This window comes from Megasphaera sp. (assembly GCF_047831605.1).
GTDB classification, from domain to species: Bacteria; Bacillota; Negativicutes; order Veillonellales; family Megasphaeraceae; genus Megasphaera; species Megasphaera intestinihominis.
Window position 1 is genome coordinate 1 of record NZ_CP181255.1, and the last position, 26,953, is coordinate 26,953.

Below are 26,953 nucleotides of genomic sequence, written 5' to 3' on the forward strand. Positions count from 1 at the left end.
CTGGGATTCCGCCAGCTCCTTTGCGACTATGATGTCAAAGATGTCCGCGTCCTGTCGACGACAGTCATCAGCGAAGCCGACAACTTGATCAGTGTCCTTGACCAGATCCATATCCGTACGGGCTTCGACGTCGAAGTCATCCACATGACCAAGGAAATCTATTATAAGTTCTTTGGTCTTTATTATAATGTATTGAAAGGCAAATTCAATTTTGCCGATAAAGCCGTCATGCTCCTGGACATCACGTCTGGCGGCGTCGGCCTGACCTGCTGGAAATCGGACCGCCTCTTATTCCAGCAGAATATCCACATCGGCTCCCTGCGCATCCTGGAAAATTTTACGGAAAAACAGCGTGACGAGCTGACGTTCCCGACGGCTGTGCGCGAATATATCTACGGCACCCTTTATCCGCTCTGGAAAGGCGTCCAGCAGTATGATATCAAGTATATCGTCCTGTCTGGCCGCGGAGCCAACTTGGTGGCACGCCTCATGGGCAAGACCAGTGAAAACGGCCTCTTCCTGATCACGCCGGATGAACTGCGCCAGTTCGTCTATTCCTTCCACGGCGTCACGCCGTTCAAGCTCATGAAGCGCTTCGGCCTGTCCCAGAACCTGGCCAATGTCATCATGCCGACGATTCTCTTGTATTATGAACTGCTGCGCATCGTCGATATCGACATGCTGGTCGTCATGCCGACGACCTTTACTGAAGGCTATACCATGTATTATGTGGCCGAAAAGACCCATAACGATTATATGGCCCATGTCCAGGGCCTGCTCCTGGACATGATGCGCCGCCTGGCCAAGAAGTACTTGTCCGATTCCATCCATTCCGCCCGCATCGAAGAATACTGCAACGTCCTCTTCCAGGCGCTGTACCAGTTCATCGGCCTCGATTACAGCTATAATTATCTGCTCCGCCTGGCCGCGATTTTCCACGAAACGGGGAAATTCATCAATATCCGCAAACACAACCTCTGCACGTATAACCTCATCAGGGAAACGGACCTCTTCGGCCTGGCCGACGATGAAAAGGAAATCCTGGCCGCCGTCCTCTACTATGCCTTTGACGGTACCTTGCAGGAAGCGTCGCCAGTCTACCATTCCCTGACGCCACGGCAGAAGGTCATTACGGCTAAGCTGACGGCGATTTTCCGCCTGGCCGATTCCCTGGACAAGAGCCATTTAGGGAAAATCAGCGCCATCCGGGCGGAACTCAGGGAAGACGAGCTCGTCGTCCATTATACGGCCGATGCCGATATTTCTCTGGAACGCTGGACATACCTGAAAATGGCCGTCGACTTTGCCGAAGTCTTTGGCATTTCGACGAAATTAGTGAAAGGATAAGATAATCATGGCAGATTTTACGGATGCTCAATATTTTTTAAATCGTGAATGTACATGGGTCAAATTCAATGAACGGGTCCTGCGCGAAGCCATCGTCCCGTCCAACCCGCTGCTGGAACAGCTGAATTTCATCGCCATCGCAGCGTCGAACCTGGATGAATTCTTCATGATCCGCGTCGCCGGTGTCAAGCACCTCGTCGAAAGCGGCGTCAAGCACATCGACATCGCCGGCATGACGCCGCAGGAACAGTTTGAAGCCATCCAGTCCATGGTCCATAAGCTGGTCGGCGACCAGTACCGCTACTATGGAGATATCCAGCAGAAGCTGCAAGCTCACGGCCTGCACTTCATCGGCGTCGATGCCCTTGACGATGACCAGCGGCTGTGGCTGGAAAGCTTCTTTGAACGGGAAATCTACCCGGTCGTCACGCCCATGGCCGTCGATTCCAGCCATCCCTTCCCATTCCTGTCCAGCCTGAACCTGAACCTGGCCGTCCTCTTGCGCCGCAAACAGGGGGACCGCTCGGTCAAGACGGCTATCCTGCCGGTCCCGATGTCAGTCATCGACCGCATCATCAAGGTCCCGGACAGTGTTTCGCCGGCTGGCAAGCAGCATGAAGGTCATCAGTTCCTCTTCCTGGAAGACGTCATCGCCGCTTATGCGGAACGCTTCTTCCTGGGCTGCGACATCCTGGAAGTCGAACCGTTCCGCGTCACCCGAGACGCCGACCTGGATATCGACGACGATGCCGAAGACCTCCTGATGGAAGTCGAAAAGAGCCTGAAGAAACGCCGCAAAGGGGCGGCTGTCCGCCTGGAACTGGCTGCTTCGTCGTCGCGCATGATCCGCGACTTCCTGCGCGATGAACTGCAGCTCGAAGAACGGGACATCTATTCGATTCCGGGTCCCCTGGACTGCAAGGTCTTCTTCTCCTTCGTCGGCATCGACGGCTACGATGACCTGCGCTATCCGCCGGTGACGCCGCAGCCGTCGTCGGAACTGGCCGCCATCGACGCGCCTGATTTCTGGTCGGCCATTGCCGAACGGGACATCATAGTCCATCATCCCTATGAAACCTTTGAAACGGTAGAACACTTCATCCAGCTGGCTGCGACGGACCCCCATGTCCTGGCCATCAAACAGACGCTCTACCGCGTCAGCAGCAAGTCGCCCATCATCGTCGCCCTGGCCCAGGCCGCCGAAAACGGCAAACAGGTCACGGTCCTCATGGAAGTCAAGGCCCGTTTCGATGAAGAAAATAATATCCACATGGCCCGCAAGCTGGAAAAAGCCGGCTGCCATGTCATTTACGGCATCATGGGCCTCAAGACCCATTCTAAGATCACCCTCGTCGTCCGCCGCGAAGAAGACGGCATCCGCCGCTATGTCCACTTGGCGACGGGCAACTACAACGGCAAGACGGCCCGCATCTATACGGACGTCGGCATCCTGACGGCCAATACCCTCATCGGCGTCGACGCATCGGCTTTCTTCAACCTCTTGTCGGGCTACTCCGATCCTCCTCAGTGGAATAAGCTGGCCGTTGCGCCGCTCAACCTGCGGGAAACGATTTATCAGGAAATCGATCAGGAAATCGCTCAGGCCAAGGCCGGCAAGAAAGCCGTCATCGTGGCCAAGATGAATTCGCTCCTCGATAAGTACGTCATCGCCAAGCTCTATGAAGCGTCGGCAGCCGGCGTCAAGATCCGCCTCATCGTCCGCGGCATCTGCGTCATCCGCCCTGGCCTGCCTGGCATCAGCGAAAACATCGAAGTCCACAGCATCGTCGGCCGCTTCCTGGAACACAGCCGCCTGTTCTACTTCTACAACGGCGGCAAGGAAGACGTCTTCATTTCTTCGGCAGACTGGATGCCGCGCAACCTCAACGAACGCGTCGAATTGATGACACCTGTCGAATTCCCGCCGCATAAAGAACGGATCAAGCGCATCCTGAAAGTATACTTCGACGACAACGTCAAGGCCTATGCCATGAACAGCGACGGCTCGTACCGCTACCTGGCAGACGAACGCAAGGGCAAGTCTGTCAACGCCCAGGATACATGCCAGCGCGAAGCTGAACGGCTGACATCGGAACGGAAGAAGGCAGCCCGCCAGTTCCGCAACGTTGTCCTGCGCCCGCGTCCTGCTGAAGAAGACAAGTAAATTGACAAGCCTGCCGGTCTTTGCTACAATGAAAAGAAAAGCATTAGGAGGCATGGCATGGACTGGAAACGATTCAGCATGACTGGATTCAAGAATAAACGACCGATTACACGCATGTACGCGACGATGATCGCCTTATTGGTCATCGTGTCCCTGACAGGGTTCATCGACAGGGGGAAATCAGTGACCCTCGTCGCCGATGGCGAAACCCGCCAGGTATATACCCACGCTGTCAATGAAAAGGCATTGATGCGGGAAAACAATATCGACATCGGTGATTACGATGAAATCGATGTTTCGACGCAGAAACTCGACGACGGCAGCTACGTCAAGGTGCGCCGGGCCATCCCGGTCACCCTGGAGTACCGCGGACAGACCCAGGAAGTCTACACGGCCAAGCACAATTCCCAGGAAGTCGCCGAACAGTACGGCTATAATAAGGAAAAGTACCGCCCTTATGGCGACGTCCAGAAACCGCTCCAGGCGGGGCAGCACATCGTCATCGGCCACGTATCGCGCAAGACCATCACGGAAGATGAAGTCGTGCCCTATGCCATCGAAAGCATCCCTGATGAAACCTTGGGCCAGGGCGAAGAGAAAGTCATCCAGGAAGGGCAGAACGGCCGCAAGCGGGTCAAGCTGAACATCGTCAGCGTCGACGGCCAGGTCGCCGACAAGGAAACGCTGTCGACGGAGCTCATTTCGGAAATGCAGCCTCTGGTCCGCAAAGTCGGCACTAAGGAAACCGTTGAAATCAATACCAGCACAGGTGATGTATCCCACTACCAGAAGATCATCACCATGGAAGCGACGGCCTATCTGCCGACGGACGGCGACGGCCAGTGCATCACCCGCATGGGGACGCGGGCCCGTTATGGCGTCGTCGCTGTCGACCCCAACGTCATTCCCCTGGGCTCGACGGTCTTCATTCCCGGCTATGGCGTAGCCCGGGCCGAAGATACAGGCGGAGCCATCCTCGGCAACCGCATCGACCTCTGCATGGAAGACTACGATGCCTGCATGAACTTCGGCCGCCACACCGTACCGGTCTATGTCCTGAATTAAATTTTTCATTATCCGCTACGAACTGCAAACTTACAACTCAAAGCAAGGGCAGGCATTTGAAAAATGCTTGCCCTTGTTTGTCATATATGCTATAATACCAAAGGTTTGAATACCAAACCCTAAAATACACACGCTTGGCGAGCTCAGCACTGTGCCCGTTCCCCGTGGGGAAGGGTGAAGATGAGCGATGACCGGGCGGAGGAAAAAACAGGAGGAATTACAATTATGGCAGTAGTATCTATGAAACAATTATTGGAAGCCGGCGTTCATTTCGGTCATCAGACCCGCCGTTGGAACCCGAAGATGGCTCGTTTCATCTTCACCGAACGTAACGGTATCTACATCATCGACTTGCAGAAAACCGTTAAGAAAATGGACGAAGCTTACAATTTTGTCCGCGACCTGGCTGCTGAAGGCGGCAAAGTCCTCTTCGTAGGCACGAAAAAACAGGCCCAGGAATCCATTAAAAACGAAGCAGAACGCTGCAACCAGTACTTCGTCAACGAACGCTGGCTCGGCGGTATGCTCACCAACTTCCAGACCATCGAAAAGCGCGTAAAACGCTTGAAGACATTGGAAAAACAGGCCGAAGATGGCACGTTCGAACTCTTGCCGAAGAAAGAAGTTACGCTCCTCAAACATGAAATGGAAAAACTTCAGAAATACCTCGGCGGCATCAAAGACATGAAGAAACTCCCGGACGCTCTCTTCATCATCGACCCGAAAAAAGAAGAAATCGCTGTTTCTGAAGCCCGCAAACTTCACATCCCCATCATCGCTACGGTTGACACCAACTGCGACCCCGATGTCATCGACTATCCGATCCCGGCTAACGATGACGCTATCCGCGCCGTCAAACTCTTGACCGGCAAGATCGCTGACGCTGTCCTCGAAGGCAACCAGGGCGAACAGACTGAAGAAGGCGCCGCTGAAGGTGCTGAAGCCGCTGAAGAAAAAGCAGCAGAATAAGATTACTCGTTCTTTGAGAACTGAATGGTTATTATAGAAAGGTAAGGAGCCTTTGCTTCTTACCTTTCTTCAAACTGTATAATTCACATTACTTTTAGGAGGAATACTCATGGCTATTACAGCAGCAATGGTAAAAGAATTAAGAACAAAAACCGGTGCAGGCATGATGGACTGCAAAAAAGCATTGACCGAAAGCAACGGCGACATGGAAAAAGCCGTCGACTTGCTTCGCGAACACGGCTTGGCTGCAGCAGCTAAGAAAGCAGACCGCATCGCTGCTGAAGGTTTGGTTTATTCTTACATCCATGGCAACGGCCGTATCGGCGTTCTCGTCGAAGTCAACTGCGAAACGGACTTCGTCGCTCAGACAGATAACTTCAAAGCACTCTGCAAAGACATTGCAATGCAGATCGCTGCTGCAAAACCGGCATACCTCAAACGCGAAGAAGTTCCGGCTGACGTATTGGAACACGAAAAAGAAGTTCTCCGCCAGCAGGCCCTGAACGAAGGCAAACCGGAAAAGATCGTCGAAAAGATGATTGTCGGCCGTATCGAAAAATTCTACAAAGAAAACTGCCTCCTCGATCAGGAATTCATCAAAGATTCTGACAAGACGGTTCAGCAGGTCGTTACGGAAGCCATCGCTAAGATCGGTGAAAAAATCGACATCCGCCGTTATACGCGTTATGAATTGGGTGAAGGCCTGGAAAAACGGAACGATGATTTTGTTTCCGAAGTAATGGCACAAGCTAAATAAGATTGCATAAGAGAACACCCAACCCGTGTTCTCTTATTTTCTAATTGGACTTGTATACCGACAGAGGAGGCACTTCTTTTATGGAATCGAAAAAGTATCATCGCATCGTATTGAAATTGAGCGGCGAAGCACTGGCTGGCAAACAGGGTTACGGCATCGACCCGGAAACGGTCGAAACCATTGCCAAGCAGGTCGTCGAAGTCAATAAGCTCGGCGTCCAGGTCGCCATCGTCGTCGGCGGCGGCAACATCTGGCGCGGCCTGTCCGGCTCGGCTAAAGGCATGGACCGCGTCTCGGCAGACTACATGGGCATGCTGGCTACGGTCATGAATTCCCTGGCCCTCCAGGACGCTATGGAAAAGAACGGCGTCGCTACCCGCGTCCAGACGGCTATCAACATGCAGCAGGTCGCTGAACCGTATATCCGCCGCCGGGCTATCCGCCATATGGAAAAAGGCCGCGTCGTCATCTTCGGTGCCGGTACGGGCAACCCTTACTTCTCGACGGATACGACAGCCGCACTGCGGGCTGCTGAAATCGAAGCCGATGCCATCCTCATGGCCAAGAACGGCGTCGACGGCGTCTATGACAGCGATCCCAAACTCAATCCGGATGCCAAGATGTTCAAGCATCTGACCTATCTCGACGTCATCAACAAAGACCTGAAGGTCATGGATGCTACGGCTACGACGCTCTGCCGCAACAACAACATCCCCATCGTCGTCTTCAACATCGACCAGCCGGGGAACATCGTCAAAGCCGCCAGTGGAGAAGATTTAGGCACTGTAGTCGACAAAGAAGACTAAAAGCTGTATGATATACTTATAAAAATAAAATAAGGAAGTGATTGACATGGAAGTAAAAGAAATCATTGCCCAGCACGAAGAAAAGATGGACAAGACCATCGAAGCCCTGAAACGGGAATTGTCGTCGATCCGCACGGGCCGCGCCAGCACGTCGCTGCTGGACCGGATCACCGTCGACTACTATGGTACGCCGACGCCGGTCAAACAGGTCGCCAATGTGGCCGCTCCGGAACCGCGCATGATCACCATCGCCCCGTGGGAACCGAAGATGCTCGGTGAAATCGAAAAGGCCATCCTCAAGTCCGACTTGGGCCTGAACCCGAACAACGACGGCAAGATCATCCGCCTGGAAATCCCCCAGCTGACGGAAGAACGCCGTAAGGAACTGAGCAAGAAAGTCAGCAAGATTGCCGAAGACTCGAAAGTCGTCATCCGCAATATCCGCCGCGACGCCAACGAAACCATCAAGAAGATGGAAAAGAAGAAGGAAGTCACGGAAGATGACAGCAAAGAAGGTCAGGAAAACATCCAGAAGCTGACGGATAAAAAAATCAAGGTCATCGACGAAATCAAAGCGAAAAAAGAAAAAGAAGTCATGGCCGTATGATGGATATACGGATTTTTATTGGCATGCCGTTACGGTATGCCAAATCTGTATTACAGGAAAAAAATATTCCTTTTGTCATAGAGCGGACGCTGTCGCGGAGCCACTTTTTCCACTGCGACCCTGAGCAGACCTATGTCATCCGCGCCCAGCGGCGGGATGACGGCACAGTCTGCCTCTTGGTCAACGACAGCCTGGAGATGAGCGGATCCGTAGCGGCAGCCCTGCGAAATGGAGACGTACAGCATGATTAACTTTTTTGGCAAAAAGAAGGAAACAGCAGGCTCCGTGTCCGAAGCCATGCTGGATCCGAACAACATTCCCCGCCACGTAGCCATCATCATGGACGGCAATGGCCGCTGGGCCAAGCGCAAGGGCCTGCCCCGCAGTTACGGCCATCGCGCCGGTGCCGATACGCTCAAGCGCATCGTCGTCGCTGCCGACGACCTGGGCATCAAGGTCCTGACGGTCTATGCCTTTTCTACGGAAAATTGGAAGCGCCCTGATGAAGAAGTGTCGTACATCATGAAGCTCATGAAGAGTTACCTGAGCAAGAATCTCCTGGAACTCAAGGAACACAACGTGCAGCTCCACGTCATCGGCGATATGAAGCGGCTCCATCCGGACCTGCAGGATACCTTTTCTCAGGCCGAAGCCGAAATGGCCGCCAATACGGGCCTTATCCTCAACGTCGCCGTCAATTACGGCGGCCGCCTGGAAATCACCCAGGCTGCCCGCAAAGTGGCAGAAGCCGTCCGGGACGGCCAGATCCGCCCCGAAGACATTAGCGAAGCGACGCTGGCCCAGTATCTCTATACGGAGCCGGAAAATGACGTCGATCTGCTCATCCGCCCCGGTGCGGACAAGCGGGTCAGCAATTTCCTCCTCTGGCAGATGGCCTACGCCGAATTCTGGTACACCCAGCTCTGCTGGCCCGATTTCAGCAAAGATACCCTGGTCGAAGCTATTTTGTCCTTCCAGGGCCGGGAACGGCGCTTTGGCGGCTTAAAATAAATCAGGGAAGGTATATGATATGTTGGCAAAACGAATACTGACAGGCATCGTCGGTGGTGCCTTTACGATTTTTGTGATTTACGAAGGGAACTGGCTGTTTTTCCTCATGATGGCCCTGTTATCCCTCGTCGCCTGGTATGAATACGGCAACCTGGTCCACAAGCTCCACGCCGTGACGGCCGACAAGTGCGGTGCCGTATGGCTCGTCGCCATGCTGGCCGCCTATTGGTTCGGCAGCACCAAGGTCATGCTCGTCCTGGCCTTGGGCCTCCTTTTCTGGCTCATGCTGCGGACCGTCTTTTTCCACAACAAGATTAAGCCCGTAGACAGTGCCTATACCTTGTACGGCCTGCTCTATATCGGCTGTGGCTTTCTGGCCATGCTGGCCCTGCGCAGCGGCTCTGTGGCTTCCTTCATGGGCAGCAGCTTCGGCGCCGTCATGTTGGAACCGGCGCGGTTCTTCGTCTTTCTCCTCATCTTTTCGACCTGGGCCAGCGATACTTTTGCCTTTGCCGTCGGCAAGATGATGGGCAAAGTCAAGCTCTGCCCGGCCATCAGCCCCGGCAAGACCCGCGAAGGTGCTATCGGCGGTTTCGTCGGTACCCTGGCCGTGGCCATCATCTTTTCGCTCATCTTTAAATTCTCCGTCCTCCACGCCCTGGCCATTGGCGTCATCATCGGCATCATGGCTCCTTTAGGCGATCTGGTCGAATCCATCTTGAAGCGCGTCTGCGGCGTCAAGGATTCGGGGAACATCATCCCTGGCCACGGCGGCGTCCTCGACCGCTTCGACAGCCTGCTCTTTGCAGCGCCGGCTATGTACGTCTATTTGATGCTGGTCATTTAAAGGAGGGCAGGGAATGAAGGATATTTTGATTTTAGGCAGTACCGGCTCTATCGGGACCCAGGCCGTCGACGTCATCGACGCCCATCCCGAGGCCTTCCGCCTGGCCGGCGTCGCCGCTTATTCCCATTGGCAGGAAGTGGCCCGCCAGGTCCGGGACCATCAGGTGAAATGGGCCTGCATGGTCGACAAAAAGGCGGCTGATGAACTGCGCCGTGCCGTCGGTCCGGCGTGTACTGTCTTTTCCGGCAGTGACGGCCTCTTGAAACTCATCGATGAATGCGACGCCCAGATCGTCCTGACGTCCCTCGTCGGCGCCGCCGGTATCGAACCGACGCTCCACGCCATCGAGAAGGGGATGGACATCGCCCTGGCCAACAAGGAAACCCTCGTCGCTGCCGGTGAACTGGTCATGAAGGAAGCCGCAGCCCGCGGCGTCCGCATCCTGCCCGTCGACAGCGAGCACGGGGCCATCTTCCAGTGCCTCCAGGGGCGCCGCCCGGAAGAAGTGGCCAAACTGCTGGTCACGGCTTCCGGCGGACCCCATTTCCGCCGGCCTGCGTCGGAATTTTCGTCGATTACGGTCGAACAGTGCCTCAAGCATCCGACGTGGAACATGGGTGGCAAGATCACCATCGATTCGGCGACGATGTTCAATAAGGGCCTGGAAGTCATCGAAGCCCACTGGCTCTTCCACATGCCCTTCGACAAGATCGAAGTCGTCATCCAGCCGCAGAGCATCATCCATTCCATGATCGAGTTCATCGACGGTTCTGTCCTGGCTCAGCTGGGCATGCCCGATATGCGCCTGCCCATCCAGTACGCCTTTACCTATCCGGAACGGATGACCGTCCGCGGCGCCCGGCCCATCGACTGGAAGACGCTGGGGACGCTGGAATTCTTCCCGCCTGACGACGAGAAGTTCCCATCCATCGGCCTGGCCTATGAAGCCGGCCGCATCGGCGGTACCATGCCCTGTGTCCTCAACGGGGCCAATGAAGTCGCCGTCTATGCTTTTCTGCGTAAAGAGATTTCCTTTACGCGTATTTTTGATATTGTCCGTACAGTCATGGAACGGCACACGGTCTCGCATGACGTCACCCTGGCGTCTATCCGCCAGGCCGATGCTTGGGCCCGCCGCTGTGCTGCTTCCTTGCTGTAGAAAGGGGATTTCCCGTGGGTCTTACTATTTTAGCGACGATCTTCGTCTTCAGTGTCATCGTCTTCGTCCACGAACTGGGCCATTTCGCGACGGCCAAGTGGGCGGGGATGCAGGTCGATGAGTTCGCACTCGGCTTTGGTCCCAAAGTGTACAGTGTACGCCGCGGAGATACAGAATATTCCCTGCGGGCCATTCCTCTTGGCGGATTCAACCGCATCGCCGGCATGACGGAAGAGGAAGACTTGAACGATAAATCTTTCCTGAGCAAACCTGTCTGGAAGCGCATGATCGTCATCGCTGCCGGCGGTATCATGAACTTCGTCCTGGCCATCGTCCTCTTGTGGGGCCTGTTCTTCGTCGTCGGTACGGTGACCGTTTCGCCGGAAGCCGTCGTCGGCTCGACCATCGCCGGCTCACCGGCCGAACAGTCGGGCCTTGCAGCCGGCGACCGCATCGTCCGCATCGGCAACCAGGAAATTTCCAAATGGTCTGATATTTCTCAGGCCGTCGCGCCATACAGCCACGCCGTCGTTACCGTGGAAATCGAACGGGACGGCCAGATCCAGGGCGTCGAAATGGTGCCTGACGTAGACAGCGCCTCGAAGAAAGCCATGCTCGGCGTCATGCCCATGACGACCAAAGAAGCTCATGGCTTCTTTGAATCGGCGGGCATGGCCGTCCAACGGACAGGCAAGCTCTGCCAGCTCATGATCGTCGGCCTCTATGATATGGTGACGGGCCGGGAAAAGGCCGAAGTCGCCGGTCCTATCGGCGTCGCTCAGCTGGCCGGTCAGGTCGCTGCATCGGGCTTTGCCAATTTGCTCATGTTCACGGCCTTCCTCAGCCTCAACCTGGGCATCTTGAATCTCCTGCCCGTACCGCTCCTCGATGGGGGCTATATTATTTTATTGATTCTCGAAGGTATTACGCGCCGGCGGATGCCGAAACGGGCGTTGTACTACATCCAGGTCACAGGGGCCGTCCTCTTGGGCTCCCTGTTCCTCTTCGCCATGTTTCAGGATATCAGCCGCTTTTAGAAAGGCAGGCCTTGCATGAAACGTAGAAAATCTCTTCCCGTCCAGGCGGGCAGCGTCACCATCGGCGGCGATGCACCCGTATCGGTCCAGACCATGTCGACGGTCAACCCGGCCCATATGGCCGAAGCCGTCGTCGATGCCCGCCGCCTGGCATCGTATGGCGCTGAAATCTTGCGCTTCGCCGTTCCCGATATGGAAGCGGCCAAAGGCCTGGCCGCCGTCGTTCAGGCCGTGGATATCCCCATTGTCGCCGATATCCACTTCGATTACCGCCTGGCCCTGGCCGCCGTCGACAGCGGCGTCCAGGCCCTGCGCATCAATCCGGGCAATATCGGATCTGACGACAATGTCGTCAAAGTCGTCGAAAAAGTACGTCCTAAGGGAATCCCCATCCGTATCGGCATCAATACAGGTTCCCTGCCGGAAGATATCCTGGCTCAGAGCGGCGGCCATCCGACGGCAGAAGGCATGGTCGAAGGGGCCCTGCGCCATATCCGCATCCTGGAACGCATGGATTACCGCAACATGGTCATTTCCCTCAAGTCCTCCGACGTGCCCTTGATGATCGAAGCCTATGAAGCCCTGGCCGATAAGGTGCCTTATGCCCTGCACTTGGGCGTAACCGAAGCCGGCCTGGTCCGTGAAGGGAGCATCAAGTCGGCCATCGGTATCGGTACGCTGCTCCACGAAGGCATCGGCGATACGATCCGCGTATCCCTGACGGGCAATCCCGTCGAAGAAATCAAGGCCGGCCAGACCATCCTCAGTGCCCTTGGCCTGCGCCGTTTCGGGCCGACCCTCATTTCCTGTCCGACTTGCGGCCGGACCCAGGTCCACCTCATCGACCTGGCCCAGGAAGTGGAAGAGGCCATTTCTCATCTGACTGTGCCCATCAAGGTCGCCGTCATGGGTTGTGTCGTCAACGGTCCCGGTGAAGCCAGGGAAGCCGATTTCGGCATTGCCGGCGGTAAGGGGAAGGGCATCGTCTTTTCTCATGGCCAGGTCCTGCGCACCGTGCCGGAAGACCGGCTCGTGTCCAGCCTGCTGGAAGAAATTGAAAAAACCATTGCAAAGGAGTCTTAACTCATGTTAGCATCGAAATTGTATAGTCCGACGCTGCGGGAAATCCCGGCAGACGCCGAAATCGCCAGCCATCAGTATATGTTGAAAGCCGGGATGATCCGCAAGAACGGCGGCGGCTTGTATTCTTTCCTGCCTTTAGGCCGCCGGGTCGAACTCAAGATCGAAGCCATCGTCCGCGAAGAAATGAACAACATCGGCGCCCAGGAAATCATGATGCCCATTATGCAGCCGGCTGAAATCTGGCATGAATCGGGCCGCTGGAATGCCTATGGCCCGGAAATGTTCAAACTCGAAGACCGCCATGGCAATCATTTCTGCCTCGGGCCGACACACGAAGAATTGATTACGACCCTGGTCCGCAATGAACTGCGCTCGTACAAGCAGATGCCCGTCACGCTGTGGCAGATGCAGAATAAATACCGCGACGAAATCCGCCCGCGTTTCGGCCTCATGCGCAGCCGTGAGTTCGTCATGAAAGATGCTTATTCCTTCGACGTCGACGAAGAAGGCCTGCACAAGAGCTATCAGGATGAATACGATGCCTATACGCGCATCTTCACGCGCTGCGGCCTGAATTTCAAGCCCGTCGAAGCCGACAGCGGCCAGATCGGCGGCAATCACACCCATGAATTCATGGCCCTGGCCCAGGCCGGCGAAGCCGAAATCGTATCGTGCTCGAAGTGCGATTATGCAGCAGATATTGAAAAAGCCGTTCCTCAGGCCATCGAAATGCCGGCAGAAGACGCCAAAGATGTAGAACTCATCGAAACGCCGAACTGCTCGACCATTGAAGACCTGGCCCAGTTCCTCCACATTCCCGTCGAAAAGACGATCAAAGCCGTCGCTTTCATTATCGACGGCGAAAAGACGGTCCTCTGCATGGTCCGCGGCGACCATGAAGTCAATGACGTCGCCGTCCAGAATTTCGTCGGCGGCAATGTCATCGAACCGGCGACGGAAGACGAATTGAAGGCCCACGGCCTCCAGCCGGGCTACATGAGCCCCATGGGTGCCGATAAACCGGATAATGAAACGTTCTTCGTCCTCGTCGATCCGTCGGCCATGAACGTCCCCAATGGCGTAACCGGTGCCAATAAGGCCGGCTATCACTATCAGAACGTCAATCCGTCGCGGGACTTCAAAGACGTGACGGTCACGACCATCCGCAACATGGTCGCCGGCGACAAATGCCCGCACTGCGGTGCACCCGTCGAAATCGTCCGCGGCATCGAAGTCGGCCAGGTCTTTGAACTGGGCACGAAGTATTCCGAAGCCCTCCATGCGACCTTCCTCGACCAGAACGGCAAGGCCAAACCCTACGTCATGGGCTGCTACGGCATTGGCGTCACCCGTACTATCGCCGCTGCCATCGAACAGTTCCACGACGAACACGGCATCATGTGGCCTGTCGCCATCGCGCCTTTTGAAGTGGCCATCGTCCCGGTCAGCAGCAAAGATCAGGATCAGGTCCGCATCGCCGGTGACCTCTATCAGGCCCTGCAGGCTGCCAAGGCCGACGTCCTCCTCGACGACCGTAATGAACGGGCTGGCGTCAAGTTCAACGACGCCGACCTCATCGGCTATCCCGTCCGGGTCACGGTCGGCAAGAAGAGCGCTGCCGAAGGCACTGTCGAAATCAAGATCCGCCGGACTGGCGAACAGGAAGTCGTTCCTATCGACCAGGCCGTCGCCCGCGTCCAGGAAATCTTAGCTGACCTGCGTAGCAAGAATATGTAAATCGAACGCATATGTTATAAAAATATTTCCGTAAAACGAGGAAAAATGCTTGTATTTTTCCTCGTTTTATCTTATAATTTTAATTAGCAAGCTAATCAAAAGAGGGGAAGACGTATGAGATTTGAAGCATTCCCGACGCGGGAAGAATTGGAAAAACACGCCCGGATCATTCCGGAAATCGAACCGTCGGCGGTCCTGGCCATGCTGCGCATCTCCCAGGCCGCTGAAATCATCCGCTCGTCCATCAACGACGTCCTGGCCAAGCAATACCACTTGTCCCAGGGGAAACTGCGGGTCATGATCGTCCTGCACCAGAGCCCGGAAGGTATTGCACCGTCACAGCTGGCTGAGAAGACCGGCGTGACCCGGGCGACGATTACGACCATGGTCAAGCGCATGGTCCGCGACGGATTGACGACGGTCGTCATCGATCAGGAAGACAAGCGGGGCAAAAAGGTCAGCCTCACGGCCCAGGGCCGCCAGTTCATGGACCAAGTACTGCCCGGCCATTATCTGCGCATTTCGACGCTCATGAACCGCCTCAGTGAGGACGAACAGGCCGAACTCATCCGCCTGCTGACGAAACTGAGCCAGAAATGATTTTCTCAGCAAATTTTAACCTGAAAAGCACTGCTTTTCAGGTTTTTTTCATTTTTCCCTGTTACACTGGGGGCAAATGGAAAAAGAAAGAAGGTTTGCCCATGTATCCGACTCATCACTTCCGCCAGGACTTCCATTACTTGTCCCTGCGCTCATCTCTGTTGGAAGAAATCTCTCTGCTCTATGGCCTGCCCCTGGGGCAGGCGAAGGGCCAGGCCGGCCGGATCTGCCGCTGCCGCCGTATGGTCCGGGAACTGCTCGCGGCCTGCCGACAGCAGCCGGACCAGCCGGTATATCCCTATCTCCTGGGCGTCCTCCTGGAACGGGTCGGTCAATGGCCGCTGACCAGCCGCCCCCGATGGGCCTATGACCAGGCCGAGGGCTATTACGACCGGGCCCGGCAGCTCCAGCAGCGGCAGCCTCCCGGCACGTATGACCGCCAGCACTATCTGCGCCCGTCTGTGGCCCTGCTGCGCCTGAGCCTGCGCCGCAGACAGGAGGAGCGGTTCTATGACTGGTGGGACCGCTGCGGCGGCCTGCGCCGCTTTCACCGCGATGTACAGGCCCTGTTCCAGGTGCGCTGGCTCATCGTCAAGGAAGACTATGAACGGGCGGCCTTTACCCTCCGGAATCTGCATGGATTGGCCGGCAGGCATAGCGCTTTTTCAGCTGCCCAGGCCCGAATCCTATCAGATATCGTCACGGCGGCCTGTCAGGGGCCGGGGGCGATACTCAAGGGAACCTATGGCCCGTATGTCCGCCAGGCCCTGTGGGACGCCCTTTTTCCTGCCAGGCCGCGACAAATGACGGACTCCGTGTTATAATGACAGGCATAGGCATATTTGCCGGGAAATGAGGAACTGCTATGGAAATCAAGATCATCCCGCTGGGGAGCGACGACAAGCCCCTGGATTCGTATGGCCAGGACGGCCAGTCTTTTGCCGAGACTTATGCGCCCATCGTTGAGCTGCTGCTGCGCGAAAGCCGCCTCCATGCCGTCGTCCATACCGTCCCGGGTGGACCGGCGATGGCCCAGGCCGTGTGCCGTCTCATCGAAGAGGCCCGGAAGCGGCAGGGGGACGGTGCTGAGGCCATGCCCTTCGACGTAACGCCCATCGTCGACGTGACGGCGCGCCTGCGCCGCGAAGACGGCTGCCCCTGGGACCGGGCCCAGACCCATCGGACCTTGCGCCGCTACCTCATCGAAGAGGTCTATGAAATGCTCGATGCCATCGACAGCCACGACGTAGCGGGCATCCGCGAGGAATTGGGGGACATCCTCTATCAGGTCGCCATCCACGCCCGCATCGCCCAGGAAAAAGGCCTTTTTTCGGCTCAAGATGTCGTAAAAGACGTCACAGATAAGATGATTCGGCGCCATCCCTACGTTTTTAGCCAAAAAAGCCTTGAAAACATAGGTACGAGTATGTTAAACTGGGATAGATTAAAGCAAGGCGAACAACGCCAGCAGCATGCTCACCTGCTGGACGGCGTCGTTCCCGGACTGCCGTCGCTCCTGGCTGCAGATAAACTTCAGGAAAAAGCGGCTAAGACCGGTTTCGACTGGCCCGATGTCCAGGGCGTCTGGGATAAGTTCCATGAAGAATGGGAGGAATTCCGTCAGGCCCTTGGCGAAGGAGATTCCGTCCACGCCGAAGAAGAAGCTGGGGATGTCCTGTTTGTCTTTGCAAATTTATGCCGACACTATCATATAGAGCCGGAATGTGCGTTACATCGGGCTAACTGTAAATTCCGACGCCGCTTTGCTCACGTAGAGGACCGGGTCCGCCAGTCGGGCCGGCCGTGGGATGCTTTTTCGCTGGATGAGCTCGACTCGTTCTGGCAGGAAGCCAAACAGATAGAACGGCAGAAGGAAAATACAGACAGTTAGCGTTACGCAGATGTAACGATTTAAAGGAGGACCTAGTATCATGAACAAAACAGAATTAATCGCTGCAGTCGCACAGAAATCCGATTTGACCAAGAAAGACGCTGAAAAAGCTGTAAAAGCTGTATTCGAAGCTATCAGCGACAGCCTCACCCAGGGTGATAAAGTACAGATCATCGGCTTTGGCACTTTTGAAGTCCGTCAGCGTAAAGCCCGTGAAGGCCGCAACCCGCGCAACAACGAACCGATTCAGATCGAAGCATCCAAGACCCCGGCTTTCAAAGCTGGCAAACAGCTCAAAGATTTGGTCAACAACAAATAAGGTACGATTCCGAAGGGCCGCATGAAAAACGGCCCTTTTCTTTTCTTGCAAATTGTCGTACCATAGTAGTATGAGCTACTAGACTAATGCTGTTTATAAAAGAGGGTATCATGCATGACAAAGAAGAAAGTCCTGATCCTGTCCGCATCCATCGGTACGGGGCATACACAGGCAGCACGGGCGATAGAAGAATACGTCAAGACCATTCCCGAAGAATGTGAAGTGGAACACCTGGATTTCCTGTCCAACGACGTCCTGTCTATCGACAACATCGTCAAGGAAACGTACATCAAGATCCTCGATGTCTTTCCCATGCTGTACGATTTGATGTACTATTCGTCACAAGGATATAAGAAGGGACTCGTCGTCAAGACGCTCTTTGCCTGGGGCCTCAAGCGGCGGATGCTCAGGGTATTGGCCGAAAAGAAGCCCGATGTCCTCGTCTTTACCCATCCCTTCCCGGCAGGGGCGGCAGCACTCCTCAAGCGCCAGCACCGCCTCGATATCCCCCTGGTCGGCGTCATCACCGATTTTGCCATCCATCAGCTCTGGGTCTATCCTCAGATCGATGTCTACTGCGTCGCCGCGTCCCAGCTCAAGGACCTGCTCGTCGAACAGGGCATCGATGCCGGCAAGATCGTCGTCTCCGGGATCCCCGTGCGCAAGGCCTTTGAACAGGAACGCTGGCATTGGGATGCCGCCCATAAGGCGGATAAGAACGTCCTCATCATGGGCGGCGGCCTGGGCATGGGTTCCATCAAACAGTCCCTGACGCTCCTCGACCGCCTCGACGCCGTCGACAGCTTCACTGTCGTCACCGGCTACAATGCCGATCTCTATGACGAACTGTCCAAGATGCGCAGCGAACTGCATCACGACGTCAACATCCTGGGCTATACCAACCGGATTCCCCAGCTCATGTGCCAGGCATCGCTGCTGGTCACCAAACCAGGCGCCCTGACCTGTACCGAAGCGGCCGCCGTCCAGGTACCGATGGTCCTTTATAGTCCCATCCCGGGCCAGGAAGAAGCCAATGCGACGTACATGCAGGCCAAAGGCTGTGCCCGCTGGGTCAAGAAGCAGGAAGACCTCGTTTCCGTCGTAGCGGACCTGTTGACACATCCCGATAAGCTGGCAGCCATGTCCGAAGCCAGCCTCGACTGCCACCGCGACGGTGCGCGGATCATCGGCAAGGAAATCGTCCGCCTTCTGCGGCCCCAGACAGCGGGAACGGCGGCGGACTTGATATATGAACACTGAGAAAAGGGTCTCCTCGGTTTCGCTCTGCGAAGCAAGAGGAGTTTTTTTCCCAAAGGAGTAATTTTTTCATGGAATTCCAACTTTTTCATACGACCCTGTCGGCGTCGCTGCTGCTCTTCATCATGGCCGGCGGCTTCCTGGCCGGTTTCGTCGATTCCATCGCCGGCGGTGGCGGCCTCATCTCGCTGCCCGTCCTTTTGGCAGCCGGCCTGCCGCCGCACCTGGCCATTGGGACTAATAAATTTTCCGCGACCTTTGGCGCCGTCATGAGCGCCTGGCAGTTCTGGCGGGCTGGCAAGGTCGACATGAGCCTCTTGAAGCGGATCCTGCCGGGGACCTTCATCGGCGCCATCCTGGGTTGCCTGGTCATGCTGCACTTGAAGAGCGAATGGCTCCAGCCCATCATCATCATCGCCCTCATCGCGGCAGCGGTCTTCGTCTTCAGCCAGCGTCAGCTCGGCGCTGCCAGCACGTACAGCGGCAATACCCGGAAGAACGTCCTGGCCGCCCTGGTCATGGCCTCGGCCATCGGTTTCTATGACGGCTTCATCGGGCCGGGGACGGGGACTTTCCTCATCGTCGGCTTTGCGGCCTTGGGCTTCGACTTCGTCACGGCTGCCGGCAATGCCAAGATCCTCAACCTCATGAGCAATGTGACGTCCTTCGTCCTCCTCATCTGGTGGGGCCAGATCCTCTACGTCTACGGCATCGCCATGGCCCTGTGCATCTTTGCCGGCGCCTTCTTCGGTTCCCGCCTGGCTATCCGCCGGGGTACGGGCTTCGTCCGCCTGGTCATGCTGGCCGTCACAGTCGTCCTCATCGGCAAATTGGGCTTATCTTATTTTGGTATTATGTAGGAGGGACGCTATGGATACGGTACTCATCAGCGGCGGCACGTCGGGCATCGGCCTGGCGGCAGCGGCGGTCTTACTGGAAAGGGGCTGGAACGTCGCCATCAGCGGCCGCCATCGGGAAAAAGGGGAGGCCGCCCTGGCGGCGTTGTCTGCGCCGGACCGGACCTGGTATATCCAGGGCGACGTGGCCTGCGACGACGACTGCCGCCGGATGGTCGAAGAGACGGTTTCTCACTTCGGCGGCCTCGACGGTTTGGTCACGTCGGCCGGCGTCTATGAACAAGGCCTCTTGGAAAATGTCACGCCTGCCGACATGCAGCGCCTCTTTTCCATCAATGTCTTCGGGACAATCTCGCTCTGCCGCTATGCCCTGCCGCACTTGCGGCGCCGGCCGGGCAGTATCGTCACCGTCAGCAGCGACGCCGGTCTCCAGGGCAACATCGCCTGCGCTCTCTACGGGGCGACGAAAGGCGCCGTCGTGGCCTTTACCCAGTCCCTGGCCCTGGAAGCGGCACCGCACCAGATACGGGTCAACTGCGTCTGTCCCGGTGACGTGGAAACGCCTATGCTGGAGCAGCAGCTCCGGGACCATCCCGATACGACGCGGGATGCCATGAAAGAGCAGTATCCCTTGTACCGACTGGCCCGGCCCGATGAAGTGGCCAAGGCCATCGCCTTTCTCTTGAGCGATGACGCGTCGTTCATTACCGGCGTGGCACTTCCTGTCGATGGGGGTTTGACAAGCTGGTAGAAACATGGGAAAATATAGAGTATAAATTTTAATACGTTAAAGAATGGGGTGTTTGTTATGGCAGAAGAAGTATACAAAGAAGAAGCCAAGACTGTAGAAGAACTGCAGGCAGAAATCGCCGCATTGAAACAGGAACTGGCCGACATGAAGGCCCAGTCCCAGCCGGCCGACGATGCCGCAGCCAGTGTCGTCAAGGCCATGGAAGAGTCGACAGAAGACAAAGACGTGAAAGTCGAAATGTTGTGCCGCTGGGCTGCAGCCCGGGCCGGTGCCATCGTCATTGCGCCGCTCGTCGGGACCGTCGCCCTCATGGCCAACGAAGTCTATCTGGTCAGCCGCATTGCCAAGGTCTATGATGTCAAACTGAGCGAACGGGCCCTCATCGCCTTCCTCGGCGCCGTCGGCAGCCGCGTCGCCGGCAGCCTGCTGACGACGATCATTCCTTTCAGCGCCATCCAGGTACCTGTCGCCGTCGGCATCACTTACAGCCTGGGCCGCGTCACCCAGCGCTGGCTCAAGGACGGCATGCCTACCGACATGGGTCCCTACGTCGACATGATGGGCGAATGGAAGGATAAGGCTCGGGAACAAGTCGACAAACTCAAGGAAAATCCCTTGAAGAACGTCCCCCTCGGCGATGAAACCATCGACTTCATGAAGAAATGGGGCGGCGTCGCCAAGGACCGCTTCCAGGACGTCAAGGAAAAAGGGGAAGAACTCTATCACACCGTCCGCCATCACGACGACCTGGTCGATGAAATCGTAGAAGAAAAGGTCGAAGAAACCAAGGCCGGTGAAGCCGAAAAGGCAGAAGGAACGGCAGAAACTGCCGAAACTGTGGAAACAGCCGAAGCCACGGCTGAAACGACGGCAGCTGCCGAACCGGAAACGGCAGCGGCTGCAGACGGCGATACGGCGTCTGTCGAAGACAAGGTGAAAGCCGCCGTAGAAGATGCCAAAATCCCTTTGGAAGATAAGAAGTAAGGTGAAGGCCCATGTGGAAGGTACTGCGCTTTTTTGCACGTTTTTATACACCTGGCAAATTCGTCACCTTTGTCCACAAGACAGGGAGGAAGATCCACTTTTTGCCGAAGCTCCTGACGATTTTTTACTGTATGCAGGATGAAGACACGCCGAAATTCATCAAATTGGCCCTCATGGGGGCCTTGGGATATGTCATTCTGCCCTTTGATTTCGTGCCCGATGTCTTTGCCGGCTTCGGCTGGCTCGATGATGCCGCCGTCGTCGCTGCGGCCCTGCGCCTGGCCGGGACTTACGTCAAGCCGGAACACCGTGAAAAAGTACGTCATATGTTCCCGTTCTTCCGCGTCCGCGTGTGAAGGCGGGGAAAGCCGTCTGAAGGGCTTTGCCATCATGCACGGTCCATTTACTTATCGTTTGTAGTAGGGAGTTTGTAGTTTGTAGAAGATGGCTTTAAATTTAAAAATATTTACTAAAAACTACAAACTGCAAACTTAATACTCAAAAAGCGGCTGTCTTTATGGGACAGCCTCTTTTTCCTTTGACAAACATAGTTCCTCATCGTAAAATAATATGAGTGTGCATGATGTAAGATGCATATAGTTAGGAGTTAAGAACTTATGATTACTGTCGTTGAAAAAGTGCGGTTCTATGAAACCGACATGATGGGCATTGCCCACCATTCCAATCATATCCGCTGGTTCGAGTGCGGCCGCTGTGAATATCTGGCAGCTGCCGGCATCGATTTGTTCGCCCTGCTGGACCAGGGTATTTCCTATCCCATCAAGAGCGTGTCCTGCGAGTACATCAGTGCCATCAACTATGCCGATACCATCGACATCGAGACGCGGCTGGTCAAGCTGAGCCGGGCGCAGATGGTCTTTTCGTACCGCATCGTCAACCACGATGACCACCGCCTGCTGGCGACGGGGACGACGCAGAACGTCTTTGCCCATAAGGACAGCGGCAAAGTCGCCCGCCTCGATGAAGCCGATTATAAGAAATTACAGGCCATGTATGCCGAAGATAAAGCGGCTGCCCAGGCCGGGGGAGGGGTCCATGGAACGTAATCAACAGCCTATCGGCGTCTTTGATTCCGGCGTCGGCGGCCTGACCGTCGTCGCCAAGCTGCGGATGCTGCTGCCTCACGAAAACATCATCTACGTGGGCGATACCAAGCGCAATCCCTATGGGACGCGGACGCCGGAAGAAATCCTGACCTATACGCGGGATATCCTGCGCTTCATGACGGCCCAGGGCGTCAAGCTCGTCGCCATCGGCTGCAACACCGTGACGGCCGTCGCCTATGATACGGTCGTCCAGGAAGTACCGTATCCCCTCATCGGCATGAGCCGGGGCCTGCGGACAGCGCGGGAAATCAGCGCGACCAAGAAGATTGCCGTCTTTGCCACGCCGCTCACGATTGCCAACCACAGCCATCGCAAAGTCGCCGCCGCCATGGACCCGGACATCGAAATCGTCGAGCAGTCCTGCCCGGCCCTGGCCAATCTCATCGAACGGGGCGTCCTCGACGGCCCGGAAATCCGCGAGCCTTTGAAGCGCTATACGGAACCGGTCCTTCATTCCGGTGCCGATACGGGCATCTTCGGCTGTACCCATTTCCCCTTCGTCCAGCCCTTGTTTGAAGAACTCTGCGGTGATTCCATCGCTTTTGTCGACCCGGCTCATGAAATGGCCCTGGAAACATTGGACGTCCTGAAAAAGGATGGCCTCCTCAACAAGCAGCCGGAACCGGGGACTCTCCGCCTGTGCTTTACCGCAGAGAGCGGCCGCGGCTCCCGCCTGGCCCAGCACCTCATCCCGGCCAATGAATTTACAGCTGAAGAAATTTCCCTCACTTAATGGTTATCAAAATATTATATAAAAGGAGTCTTGCGTCGTGTTTTTCTATGTCTTACTCAATGTTGTCATTGCCGTCATCGGCATTGTCGCTGTCTTGTACCTTTTATTCCGCCTCTTTGCTTGGCGGCAGGGCGATGCCCGCTTCGTCATCGAAGCCCGTCGCCGCAAACCGTTTGAACTGAAACAGATGACCCAGGATACGGCTGTCTTTGAAACGGAAGTCCCCCTCCACAACGCCGGCCGTCAGCTCGGTACGATCATGGACTTCTATCCCCGGACCCTGCTGCCCCGCGAACAGTACGACAAGGTCATCGTCCATTCCCAGCTGGCCAATAAAGCGGCTGAACGCGATGACAACTATTGGGAATCGGTCATCTTCAACCCTGGCGACAAGGGCATGATCCGCGTCACTATCGCCCTGGTCAGCAAAGACGGCAATATCCGCGAAGACCTGAAGACCTTCCCTGACATGCCCATCGATTTGGTATACCAGGTCGTTTCCCGCAGCGAATGGTACATCCATAAAGCCCGCATCACCCTGAAGGCTTCGGAAGTACAGCACGCATTGGAACAGAACTAGGAGGTTTTAACGAGATGGCAGAATTAGAATTAGTACCTGTAAAAACGAGAATCCTTACGGATAAAGATGATATTGTCGACGTCATTGAAGAATATGCAAAAGATATCGTCGGCCCGGACGATTTGGTCTGCTCGGCCGAAAGCGTCGTCGCCATTACCCAGCGCCGCTATACCCGTCCGGAAGAACTGACGCCGTCGTGGCAGGCCCGCCTCATGCGCCGCTTCGTCCCGGGCGAAGGCAGTATGGCCAGCCTCTATGGCATGCAGGCTGCGATGAACCTCGAAGGCGAATGGAAGATGATGTTCTGGTTCTTCATCGGCTTCTTGGCCAAGCTCGTCGGCAAGAACGGTGTATGGTATGCCAAATGCCGCCAGGCATCGCTCACGGACGATGTCACCGGCACCATGCCGCCTTTTGATAAATGCATCGTCTACGGCCCGGCCGAACCGGATAAAGTCGCTGAAAAGATCAAACAGCGCATGGGCTGCTACGGCGCCGTCGTCGCTGACGTCAACGACCTCAAGCGCTCGGCTGTCCTCGGCCACAGCAAAGGACTGAACCCGAAGGAAATCGCCAAGATCCTCATCGACAACCCCTTCGGCAATGCTTCTCAGAAGACACCTATCGTCGTTATCAAGAATTACGCCCAGTTCGTCAAGAACCGGAAGAAGGACTAAGGAGACAGGCCTGTGGCAGAAAAAATCGTACTGGCAACGCATAATGCCGGAAAAATCCGGGAGTTCAAGAGCATCTTGGAACCGTTAGGTTATGAAGCAGTTTCCGTCCACGACGTCATGGCCGATATTACTGAACCGGAAGAAACGGGGAAAACCTTCGCCGAAAACGCCCTGCTCAAAGCGACGTATTACATGAAGGCCACCGGCCTGCCCTGCCTGGCCGACGATTCGGGCATTGCCGCTGACGCCCTCGGCGGCCGGCCCGGCGTCTATTCGGCGCGCTATGCCGGCTTGGACTGCGACGATGAAGCCAATAATCAGAAGCTCATTGCCGACTTGGCCGCCTTTCCGCCGGAACAGTGGACGGTCCACTACATCTGTTCCCTCGTCCTCATCTGGCCTGACGGCCGGATCGTGACGGCTGAAGGGAGCTGTGACGGCGTCCTGCGCGACTTCTATGCCGGCGACAATGGTTTCGGCTATGACCCGCTCTTCTACGTGCCTGAAAAGGGAAAGACCATGGCTGAAATGACCATGGAAGAGAAGAACGCCATCAGCCACCGCGGCAAAGCCTTGAAGAAGCTCGTCGAGGCCTTGTCATGAGTATGGTCCGCGTCGGCCTGGTCAGTGACAGCCATGGTCGTTTTGAATGTCTGTCACGCATGGCCGATGACGCGCCTGACGTGGCGGCTTGGATTCACTGCGGCGACTACTGTGATGATGGCGAAGACCTGGCTATTTATACGGGGGTTCCCGTCTATGCCGTATTGGGCAACAATGATTATATGACTCATACCCATGATCCAGAATGCCGCTGCGTCACCGTCGGCGGCGTTCGCATCGTCGCCATCCACGGTTGTCAGTGGTATGGCGAACGGCGTTGGCAGAAGCTGGTCGAACTGGGCCGTCAGAATCAGGCGGACCTCGTCGTCTTTGGCCATACGCACCGCCGTTTCGCCAAAATGGACGGAGAGATGTGGGTTGTCAATCCCGGCAGTATCGGCCTGCCCCGGGATGGCCGGGAGGGGACGTATGCCATCGTGTCCATCGATGACGGCGTCATTACCGACGTGGCCTTTCATCAAATCGAACGGTAATTCCAGCAGAAATGGATGATGAGATTCATGAAAACGAATAAACTCAAGCTTTACGGGTTCAATAACCTGACCAAGACCCTGAGCTTCAACATGTATGATATTTGTTATGCCGTCAGCCCTGAGTCGCGCCGTCAATACATCGAATACATCGATGAACAGTATAATGCGGAAAGGCTGACCCAGATCCTGCGCAACGTGGCGGACATCATCGGCGCCCACGTCCTCAACGTCGCCAGCCAGGATTATGACCCCCAGGGGGCCAGCGTTACCATCCTCATTTCCGAAGAAGAAGTGCACGATGCCGATGTCGTCTGTCACCTCGACAAGAGCCATCTGACTGTCCATACTTATCCCGAAAGCCATCCCCAGAAGGGCATCATGACTTTCCGGGCCGATATCGACGTGTCTACGTGCGGCCGTATTTCGCCGCTCAACGCCTTGAATTATCTCCTCGACAGCTTCGATTCGGACATCGTCACCCTCGATTACCGCGTCCGCGGCTTCACGCGCGATGTGAACGGAAAGAAACTGTTCATCGACCACCGCATCAATTCCATCCAGAATTATATCGCCCCGGCCACGCGCAACCGCTACGATATGATCGACGTCAATGTCTATCAGGAAAACATCTTCCATACCAAGATGGTCCTGCACGACTTCGACCTGGATAATTATCTCTTCAATATTACCAAGGATGACCTGACGCCGCGCCAGCAGCAGCAGATACGCCGCCAGGTACGCCAGGAAATGCTGGAAATCTACAACGGCCGCAACATGCCGTCCATGCGCTAAGGAGGCGAGAGCTTGGATACCAAGAAAACACTGTGCCGCATCGGACAGAAAATGAAAGAAGCCGGACTAGTCGCCGCCTGTGATGGCAATATCAGTTTCCGCCGCGACGACGGTACCGTCGTCATTACCCCGTCCGGCGTGCCAAAAGGGGAATTGAAGCCGAAGCACCTGCTCGTCGTCGACCTCGATGGCCATGTCCTGGAAGGGACGGGAAAGGCGTCATCCGAATCGGCTCTCCATTTAGAAATTTATCGGAAGCGGAATGATGTCCGGGCCATCATCCACGCCCATCCCGTCACGGCCACGGCCCTGACCGTAGCCGGCATACCCTTCCGGCCGGACATCGTCACCGAAGGGGCATTGGTCCTGGGCCCGGTACCGACCGTACCTTATGCACCGCCGGGATCGGCAGAACTGGCCACGGCCTGTGCCGAAGCCGCAGAAGGAGCCGACGTCTTCCTCATGGAACGCCACGGCGCCGCCACCGTCGGCCGAGACCTGGAACAGGCCTTCTACCGCCTGGAAACCCTGGAAACCGTAGCCAAGATGTACCGCGATTCCCTCATCTTCGCTGCCACCAGCAGCCAACAAAAAAATAACCCCGCCGCCAAAGCCCAGCCCTTGAGCTGGTATTTGAAGCAGTGAAAAAAAGGAGCTGTCCCATGAAGACAGCTCCTTTTTGGCAGTCAGCGGCTAGCT

Annotated in this window: 31 protein-coding genes; all 31 read left to right on the forward strand. The window is 56.0% G+C overall.

Annotated elements, in window-relative coordinates:
• The 31 genes from ACFWUB_RS00005 to ACFWUB_RS00155 all read left to right on the forward strand — a co-directional run bounded on the left by ACFWUB_RS00005 (position 1) and on the right by ACFWUB_RS00155 (position 26,899).
• A complete protein-coding gene (locus ACFWUB_RS00005) occupies positions 1-1,347 on the forward strand; it encodes a hypothetical protein (protein WP_416183972.1) in 1,347 nt (448 codons plus the stop codon).
• Positions 1,348-1,354: 7 nt separating this feature from the next.
• On the forward strand, positions 1,355-3,511 hold the full coding sequence (gene ppk1, locus ACFWUB_RS00010) for a polyphosphate kinase 1 (protein WP_302511987.1): 2,157 nt from the start codon (positions 1,355-1,357) through the stop codon (positions 3,509-3,511).
• Between the two features lie 57 nt (positions 3,512-3,568).
• Positions 3,569-4,576, forward strand: coding sequence for a 3D domain-containing protein (locus tag ACFWUB_RS00015; protein ID WP_020309743.1), 1,008 nt, complete (start codon positions 3,569-3,571; stop codon positions 4,574-4,576).
• A 225-nt stretch (positions 4,577-4,801) separates the two neighbouring features.
• Positions 4,802-5,545: a 30S ribosomal protein S2 gene (gene rpsB, locus ACFWUB_RS00020; RefSeq protein WP_020309742.1), complete on the forward strand. Its 744-nt coding sequence runs from the start codon at positions 4,802-4,804 to the stop codon at positions 5,543-5,545.
• A 109-nt stretch (positions 5,546-5,654) separates the two neighbouring features.
• Complete coding sequence (gene tsf, locus ACFWUB_RS00025; RefSeq protein WP_020309741.1) at positions 5,655-6,302, forward strand: translation elongation factor Ts; 648 nt, start codon at positions 5,655-5,657, stop codon at positions 6,300-6,302.
• Positions 6,303-6,382: 80 nt separating this feature from the next.
• Positions 6,383-7,108, forward strand: a complete 726-nt coding sequence (pyrH, locus tag ACFWUB_RS00030; RefSeq protein ID WP_020309740.1) for a UMP kinase — start codon at positions 6,383-6,385, stop codon at positions 7,106-7,108.
• A 46-nt stretch (positions 7,109-7,154) separates the two neighbouring features.
• Positions 7,155-7,715 (forward strand): ribosome recycling factor, encoded by a 561-nt coding sequence (gene frr, locus ACFWUB_RS00035; protein ID WP_020309739.1) that lies wholly within the window; start codon positions 7,155-7,157, stop codon positions 7,713-7,715.
• Positions 7,712-7,966: a hypothetical protein gene (locus ACFWUB_RS00040; RefSeq protein ID WP_020309738.1), complete on the forward strand. Its 255-nt coding sequence runs from the start codon at positions 7,712-7,714 to the stop codon at positions 7,964-7,966. The genes frr and ACFWUB_RS00040 overlap by 4 nt, the downstream gene beginning before the upstream one ends.
• Positions 7,959-8,726 (forward strand): isoprenyl transferase, encoded by a 768-nt coding sequence (locus tag ACFWUB_RS00045; RefSeq protein ID WP_020309737.1) that lies wholly within the window; start codon positions 7,959-7,961, stop codon positions 8,724-8,726. The genes ACFWUB_RS00040 and ACFWUB_RS00045 overlap by 8 nt, the downstream gene beginning before the upstream one ends.
• A 19-nt stretch (positions 8,727-8,745) precedes the next feature.
• Positions 8,746-9,573 carry a phosphatidate cytidylyltransferase gene (locus ACFWUB_RS00050; RefSeq protein ID WP_020309736.1) on the forward strand — a complete coding sequence of 276 codons (828 nt, stop codon included), beginning with the start codon at positions 8,746-8,748 and terminating at the stop codon, positions 9,571-9,573.
• Between the two features lie 13 nt (positions 9,574-9,586).
• On the forward strand, positions 9,587-10,732 hold the full coding sequence (locus ACFWUB_RS00055) for a 1-deoxy-D-xylulose-5-phosphate reductoisomerase (protein ID WP_020309735.1): 1,146 nt from the start codon (positions 9,587-9,589) through the stop codon (positions 10,730-10,732).
• Positions 10,733-10,746: 14 nt separating this feature from the next.
• Entirely contained in the window at positions 10,747-11,769 is a 1,023-nt protein-coding gene (gene rseP / locus ACFWUB_RS00060; RefSeq protein WP_020309734.1) for an RIP metalloprotease RseP, read from the forward strand.
• Positions 11,770-11,784: 15 nt separating this feature from the next.
• The gene (gene ispG / locus ACFWUB_RS00065) at positions 11,785-12,852 is read left to right on the forward strand and encodes a flavodoxin-dependent (E)-4-hydroxy-3-methylbut-2-enyl-diphosphate synthase (protein ID WP_416183973.1); all 1,068 of its coding nucleotides are present in this window, start codon (positions 11,785-11,787) and stop codon (positions 12,850-12,852) included.
• A gap of 3 nt (positions 12,853-12,855) precedes the next feature.
• Positions 12,856-14,589, forward strand: a complete 1,734-nt coding sequence (locus ACFWUB_RS00070; RefSeq protein ID WP_302681101.1) for a proline--tRNA ligase — start codon at positions 12,856-12,858, stop codon at positions 14,587-14,589.
• Between the two features lie 114 nt (positions 14,590-14,703).
• Entirely contained in the window at positions 14,704-15,189 is a 486-nt protein-coding gene (locus ACFWUB_RS00075; protein ID WP_292260015.1) for a MarR family winged helix-turn-helix transcriptional regulator, read from the forward strand.
• Between the two features lie 101 nt (positions 15,190-15,290).
• Positions 15,291-16,013, forward strand: a complete 723-nt coding sequence (locus tag ACFWUB_RS00080) for a hypothetical protein (protein ID WP_020724023.1) — start codon at positions 15,291-15,293, stop codon at positions 16,011-16,013.
• Positions 16,014-16,054: 41 nt separating this feature from the next.
• The gene (gene mazG, locus ACFWUB_RS00085; protein WP_020309729.1) at positions 16,055-17,080 is read left to right on the forward strand and encodes a nucleoside triphosphate pyrophosphohydrolase; all 1,026 of its coding nucleotides are present in this window, start codon (positions 16,055-16,057) and stop codon (positions 17,078-17,080) included.
• A gap of 40 nt (positions 17,081-17,120) precedes the next feature.
• Entirely contained in the window at positions 17,121-17,399 is a 279-nt protein-coding gene (locus tag ACFWUB_RS00090; RefSeq protein ID WP_044504084.1) for an HU family DNA-binding protein, read from the forward strand.
• 114 nt (positions 17,400-17,513) lie between these two features.
• A complete protein-coding gene (locus ACFWUB_RS00095) occupies positions 17,514-18,659 on the forward strand; it encodes an MGDG synthase family glycosyltransferase (RefSeq protein ID WP_292108035.1) in 1,146 nt (381 codons plus the stop codon).
• A 68-nt stretch (positions 18,660-18,727) separates the two neighbouring features.
• On the forward strand, positions 18,728-19,516 hold the full coding sequence (locus tag ACFWUB_RS00100; RefSeq protein ID WP_020311575.1) for a sulfite exporter TauE/SafE family protein: 789 nt from the start codon (positions 18,728-18,730) through the stop codon (positions 19,514-19,516).
• Between the two features lie 10 nt (positions 19,517-19,526).
• Positions 19,527-20,264, forward strand: a complete 738-nt coding sequence (locus tag ACFWUB_RS00105; protein ID WP_020311574.1) for an SDR family NAD(P)-dependent oxidoreductase — start codon at positions 19,527-19,529, stop codon at positions 20,262-20,264.
• A 57-nt stretch (positions 20,265-20,321) separates the two neighbouring features.
• Entirely contained in the window at positions 20,322-21,248 is a 927-nt protein-coding gene (locus tag ACFWUB_RS00110) for a hypothetical protein (protein ID WP_292281939.1), read from the forward strand.
• 11 nt (positions 21,249-21,259) lie between these two features.
• On the forward strand, positions 21,260-21,604 hold the full coding sequence (locus ACFWUB_RS00115; protein WP_020311571.1) for a YkvA family protein: 345 nt from the start codon (positions 21,260-21,262) through the stop codon (positions 21,602-21,604).
• Between the two features lie 261 nt (positions 21,605-21,865).
• Entirely contained in the window at positions 21,866-22,315 is a 450-nt protein-coding gene (locus ACFWUB_RS00120) for an acyl-CoA thioesterase (RefSeq protein WP_416183974.1), read from the forward strand.
• On the forward strand, positions 22,305-23,108 hold the full coding sequence (murI, locus tag ACFWUB_RS00125; protein ID WP_020311569.1) for a glutamate racemase: 804 nt from the start codon (positions 22,305-22,307) through the stop codon (positions 23,106-23,108). The genes ACFWUB_RS00120 and murI overlap by 11 nt, the downstream gene beginning before the upstream one ends.
• A gap of 37 nt (positions 23,109-23,145) precedes the next feature.
• Positions 23,146-23,688: a hypothetical protein gene (locus ACFWUB_RS00130; RefSeq protein WP_020311568.1), complete on the forward strand. Its 543-nt coding sequence runs from the start codon at positions 23,146-23,148 to the stop codon at positions 23,686-23,688.
• A gap of 14 nt (positions 23,689-23,702) precedes the next feature.
• Positions 23,703-24,365: a coenzyme F420-0:L-glutamate ligase gene (locus tag ACFWUB_RS00135; RefSeq protein ID WP_292105770.1), complete on the forward strand. Its 663-nt coding sequence runs from the start codon at positions 23,703-23,705 to the stop codon at positions 24,363-24,365.
• 12 nt (positions 24,366-24,377) lie between these two features.
• Positions 24,378-24,968, forward strand: coding sequence for an XTP/dITP diphosphatase (locus tag ACFWUB_RS00140; protein WP_020311566.1), 591 nt, complete (start codon positions 24,378-24,380; stop codon positions 24,966-24,968).
• Positions 24,965-25,462, forward strand: coding sequence for a metallophosphoesterase family protein (locus ACFWUB_RS00145; RefSeq protein WP_302754882.1), 498 nt, complete (start codon positions 24,965-24,967; stop codon positions 25,460-25,462). Before ACFWUB_RS00140 ends, ACFWUB_RS00145 begins: the two co-directional genes overlap by 4 nt.
• Positions 25,463-25,489: 27 nt before the next feature.
• Positions 25,490-26,254 (forward strand): adenosylmethionine decarboxylase, encoded by a 765-nt coding sequence (speD, locus tag ACFWUB_RS00150; RefSeq protein ID WP_020311564.1) that lies wholly within the window; start codon positions 25,490-25,492, stop codon positions 26,252-26,254.
• A 12-nt stretch (positions 26,255-26,266) separates the two neighbouring features.
• Positions 26,267-26,899 carry a class II aldolase/adducin family protein gene (locus tag ACFWUB_RS00155; protein WP_020724109.1) on the forward strand — a complete coding sequence of 211 codons (633 nt, stop codon included), beginning with the start codon at positions 26,267-26,269 and terminating at the stop codon, positions 26,897-26,899.
• Positions 26,900-26,953 lie beyond the last annotated feature (54 nt).